Here is a 4,739-nt window from a genome sequence, read left to right as displayed (position 1 = left end):
GAGCAGCAACAGCGGCGGGCCGACCAGAAGGAGGAACAGGAGCTGGCCGGGGGGACCGGTCCTGCAACTGCCGCCCGTACAGGCGACCGGACCGACCAGGCGCTCGACCGCCTGATCGCCGGCAGCCCTCGCGACGCCCGGCGTGAGGAGGGCGAGGCCGCCGAGGCCCAGGCCGCCGAGCGAACCCTGGTCGAGCAGCTCGCCGCGGACCGGGAACGCGAGGAGAGCCGGAGTACACGGGAGACCACCCCGGCCTACGTTCTCCTGGACCGCGCGCCGGCAAGCACCTGGCCGTCGCGCTCCGCATGGCGGGCACCTCGCTCAAGGAGCACCGCCAGCTCACCAAGACGGCCGAGGAGAGTGCGCCGCCAGGTGGAGGGAGGCCGCCGAGGCACGGACCGAGAAGGCCCTGCGAGTACGGATCTCCGAGCAGCGCCCGAGGCTCCATGAGTGCGAGGTACAGGCCCGCGTCGACCCTCAGAAGGCTCAGGAGGCCCCGAGTACCCGTATCGCCGTCCAAGGCAGCCGCTCGGTACCGGCCACCGCTCAGATCTGCACACATCCTGGCCGAAGTCTTCGACGACGAACCCCGGCAACAGGGCGAGGAGGAGGGTTCTCCAGGACGACATGCGTCGTCCCCGACAGACTGATGAAGAAGGCCCTCGGGCACGTCGGGGAGCAGGCCGGTTGCCCCGTTGTACGCGCCCGTACGCTCTTGCGGGCGGACGACACCGCCGGCCCTGCCCGCCCGTTGCGACACAGGTTGTGGCGCGAGTCACAGGAACGGGCGCAAGGCCGCGGAGAGGTACCGGGTGTGAGAGAACCACCAGATGCAGAGACCCCGGAAGACCTCCAGGGCACCGAAGGCACCAACACCCAGGAGGGCGCCGAGAACGAGCTTCGCCACCGCCTGCGCGCGGGAGACCGCGAGGCCTTCGCCGAGTTGTACGAGAGCTGCGCCCAGGCCGTCTACCGTCACGCGCTGCGGCTGACCGGCGACTGGTCGGTTGCCGAGGACATTATGGCGGACACCTTCCTGGCCGCCTGGCAGGGGAGAGGGCGGCTGGAGCAGGGCCGGGGGTCCGCGCTGCCCTGGCTCCTCGGCATCGCCACGCACAAGTGTGAGAACGCCCGGCGGCGACTGCGGCGGCGACTGGTCTTCCTGACCCGTCAGCCTCCGCCCGTCCACGTCGCTGACTTCTCGGCGGAGGCAGCGTCCCGGCTGGACGATCAGGACCGTCTGCGCGCCGTCTCCGCGGCCTTCGGTCAACTGCGACGCCAGGAAAGAGAAGTGCTCTCGCTGCGCGTGTGGTGCGGGTTGGACTACGAGCAGACCGCCGACGCGCTCGGCATCCCGGTCGGCACGGTCCGTTCCCGCCTCTCCCGCGCCCGCAGAAGGCTCGCCCGGATCGCGGACCAGGCGGAGCGGGCGAAACGCCCGCGAAGGAACCTGGAACCCGCGAGAGCCCACGGAGAGGTAAGGAATACAGCCGCAATCGCGGCCCTGCCCATGCGGGAGGAAACCCCATGAACCGCGAAGACGTCGCCTCTCCTGGGGACAGGAGCGAAGACGAAGCCCGGCACCTGGCCCGGCTGCTTCCCCCTCCGGCGACCGAGGACCTGTCGCCCGAGCGATTCCGTCAGAAGAAGGAACTCTTGATGAACCTCATCGAGGCCGACTCCCGTCGTGACAGCCAGGCTCAGCCCACGGCCCGACCCACCAGCCAACTCCTGCGCCCCGCCCTTCTCGTCCCCGTGTCGGCGATGGCACTGGCCGCAATCCTCGCGGGTGGTTTCGCCCTCGGTACGGACGACGAGGACCGGACGACGACGGTGACAGCCACTCAGGGCGCCGGCGGCGGCCTTCTCCACCGCCTCTCGACCGTGGCCCTCATGAGTGAGGCGCCCGTCGTACGGGACGACCAGTTCCTCTACACCCGTTCCAAGGTCCGGGAGGCCGAAATCGGCAGCGGCAAGGCCGTACTGAGCCCGTTGACCGAGAGGGAGGACTGGGCGGCCCAGGACCCGCGTCCCCTCAAAGAGCTCGGGCTGGCCCGAGTCGATGGCGACGACATGGTCATCAACGCGCAGCTCGGGGACGACAACGGCACCCCCGCCGGGCTGTACCGTCCCACCTACCACTGGCTCGCCTCGCTGCCCACCGACCCGGACGAACTCCTGGCTTACCTCCGTGCTCACGTCCGGAAGGACGCCGGGCAGGAGACCGACCAGCTCGTCTTCGAGCAGATCGGCGGCCTGCTCGGCGGTGTGCTGCCGCCAAGGACTGCCGCGACCCTGTACCGGGCGGCGGCAAAGATCCCAGGTGTCGAGGAGGCACCGGAGGCCGAGGACGCCATAGGCCGCACGGGTCTCGGCATCGCCCGCGAAGACACCGAGTACGGCAACCGCACCGAATGGGTTTTCGACAAGAGCGATTACTCTTTCCTCGGCTCCCGCGAGTACCGAACGAAGGACGCTCCGTACGCGAAGGCCGGGACCCTCCTCCACAGCACCGCCGAAATCGAGCACGCCATCGTCGACAAGGCCGGACAAGCCCCGGGCAAGGTGCCCCAGCCCGGCGCACCGCAGCTCGGCTGACCACTTTGCGCGTCTCCGGACCGTTCAGTGGGCCGGAGACGCGCGGTGGGACGCGAAGTGGTGAACCCGAGGCCGTGCCGGGGACGCCGCGGGCTGCGCAAACGAGGTGCTTCGGACCGATTGAACGCTGCCCTCTGCCACTGAACGTGGACCGATAGCCAGGGAAGTCGGACAACCGCTACGTTTCTGCCATTGATGTCGGACCGAGGGGCTGCGGGCAGGGGGCCGCAGGGGGGCCAGCCCTTGCATGCGGTGATGCCGCGCTATCGGCCTTTGAGGTGGTCTTTCCTGTAAGCGACGGCTCGCGACCATGTCGGCTGCTGCCGGGGCTGTTCCACCTGGCGACATCGGCCGGCTCGGCGAGGAGGGCTTCCTCACCGGCGCCGACCGGCTCAAGGACATGATCGTGGTCGTCGGCGGCGGCCATGCATACACCACCGAGCGGGAAGATCTGCTCAACTCCCACCCGAAGGTGCTGCAGAGCGCCGCCTTCGGCGTGCGGGATGCCGACCGCATGGAGCAGGCGTACGCCGTGGTGGTCACTGAGCAGCTCACCGTGCCGGGCATCGCGGTGCAGGCGGCAGAGTCGCTGGCCGAAGTTCGCGAAACTGCGCGGCCTCACGTATTGAACCGGCCCGGATCGACTTCGTGGACGCACTGCCGCTCACGGACGCGGGAAAGCAGGGTGCGCAGAGTCGCGGGTATCAGCTCGGCAGTCAAGAAGATCGAGGCGAAGCAGCTCTCCGGGCCCGGAGCGGGCGTCGGAGCTGGAATTCTGAAGATCAAGGGTTTCACGAGCGCACTCACAGAGCGTGAAACGTGGTCTGTATAGAGGGGCGCCGGACCGCACCAATGCCTCCTTTGAGCTGAAATTTGACGGCGAATCTGTCACCATCTATTCGGTTGATTTCGTCGATTAGTGAGGAAGTTGATGGCTGTGCTGCTGCGTGCACCGAAAGAGTGCGGCTCGTGGTTTTGGGACTTGGACGACGTGGTGGAGCCCGGTCTGGAATCGGCGCTCAGAACCGCAGGGCGCATGAGCGAGGTTCTTCGGGCGCGCGCTCTGCTGGAGCCGGACGCGCTTGAGTGGAACTGGTTCGAGGTCGGGAAGGGGGGAACGGGGATCCACAGCCGCCTGGACCTTGTTGGGCGACCGCTCACTGATCCGGCATTGCCTGATAGTCTCCGCGCCTGTCGGTCGAATGGCCATCCGCGGGCAGAGATGGGTGCAATTAATGTACTGGGATCTGGCGTATGGTTCGATGCGAGCGGAAATGCCCATAAAGAATACCGCCTGGTCGAACTGATGGTGTCACCCGACGGGATCGGCCCCTCGGCCGAACTGTCCGTGTACCACGACGTGTGGGGTCTCTGTGATTTTCGAGGTAATCCGCACCCGGCTATCCATGCCGCCAACGCGCCGCGGCTCTCTTCAGCCCTACGGGATCTCGTTCAAGCACTCGGAACCGAAGCGGAGCTTGGCGAGCCGACGTATTACGGGCGAGCACACGGCTACGCACTTGAGGCGGCCGACGTCATCGACGGGCGCGGACCGGACCTCACCGATGCGGTACTCGGTTAGCCTCGATCTCGTATGACGGTCCGCCGATGGAGTCGGTGGGCCAACTTCCGGACGCGGCCGCGCACTTCGGCCCGAGCCGCGCGGATCGCGGTCAGGGCCTTCCCGCCGGCGGCGGCGGGAGTGTCGATCAGCCGCGCACAGCCTCCGGACGAAGTGAACGCGATCCACGTCGTGCTCCGTGTACTGCCGCTGTCCGCCTGGCGTACGAGTGCTCTGTGAGCAGTCCCTGCTGCTCGTGGTAGCGCAGTGACCGCACACTCACTCCGGGGGCGTGCCGCGAGTTCTCCGATCCGCATGGCTGCAGCCTGGACGGTGTGGGCAGGCGACGGCCTGGGCGCGGTGGGGGGCCGTCGGTCTTGAGGCGCACGGTGGCCAGAATGACCGTGGACGCACAATCGCTGGGGTTAGCATCGCCCCTGTGGGTGCGATGATCCGGGGAGCCAGCCTGCGCGGTTTCGCGCGTCTCGTCGAGGAACTCGGTGGCGATCCCGAGGAGTTCCTGCGGCGGTTCGCAATCCCCTCGGAAGCACTCACGCGCGAGGAGGGGCTCGTCCCGATC

Annotated in this window: 4 protein-coding genes; all 4 read left to right on the top strand. The window is 68.0% G+C overall.

What is annotated here, in order from left to right; all coding sequences use genetic code 11:
- The first annotated feature begins 910 nt into the window (after nucleotides 1–910).
- The 4 genes from IH13_RS0121715 (at nucleotide 911) to IH13_RS41040 (ending at nucleotide 4,180) form a co-directional block, all read left to right on the top strand.
- Entirely contained in the window at nucleotides 911–1,531 is a 621-nt protein-coding gene (locus tag IH13_RS0121715) for an RNA polymerase sigma factor (protein WP_031086937.1), read from the top strand.
- Nucleotides 1,528–2,598 (top strand): CU044_5270 family protein, encoded by a 1,071-nt coding sequence (locus tag IH13_RS0121710; protein ID WP_051835891.1) that lies wholly within the window; start codon nucleotides 1,528–1,530, stop codon nucleotides 2,596–2,598. Before IH13_RS0121715 ends, IH13_RS0121710 begins: the two co-directional genes overlap by 4 nt.
- Nucleotides 2,599–2,908: 310 nt before the next feature.
- The gene (locus IH13_RS45805; RefSeq protein ID WP_031086932.1) at nucleotides 2,909–3,430 is read left to right on the top strand and encodes a hypothetical protein; all 522 of its coding nucleotides are present in this window, start codon (nucleotides 2,909–2,911) and stop codon (nucleotides 3,428–3,430) included.
- Between the two features lie 99 nt (nucleotides 3,431–3,529).
- Nucleotides 3,530–4,180, top strand: coding sequence for a hypothetical protein (locus tag IH13_RS41040; RefSeq protein WP_199814794.1), 651 nt, complete (start codon nucleotides 3,530–3,532; stop codon nucleotides 4,178–4,180).
- Nucleotides 4,181–4,739 lie beyond the last annotated feature (559 nt).

Source organism: Streptomyces sp. NRRL WC-3549 (genome assembly GCF_000721935.1).
Classification (GTDB): domain Bacteria; phylum Actinomycetota; class Actinomycetes; order Streptomycetales; family Streptomycetaceae; genus Streptomyces.
The sequence above is the reverse complement of the archived record's forward strand: the minus strand, read 5'-3'. Positions and strand labels throughout refer to the sequence as shown.

Excerpts from the sequence above, each read along its gene's own strand:
- IH13_RS0121710 (WP_051835891.1), top strand. The coding sequence starts at position 1,528 with ATGAACCGCGAAGACGTCGCCTCTCCTGGGGACAGGAGCGAAGACGAA.
- IH13_RS45805 (WP_031086932.1), top strand. The coding sequence starts at position 2,909 with ATGTCGGCTGCTGCCGGGGCTGTTCCACCTGGCGACATCGGCCGGCTC.
- IH13_RS41040 (WP_199814794.1), top strand. The coding sequence starts at position 3,530 with ATGGCTGTGCTGCTGCGTGCACCGAAAGAGTGCGGCTCGTGGTTTTGG.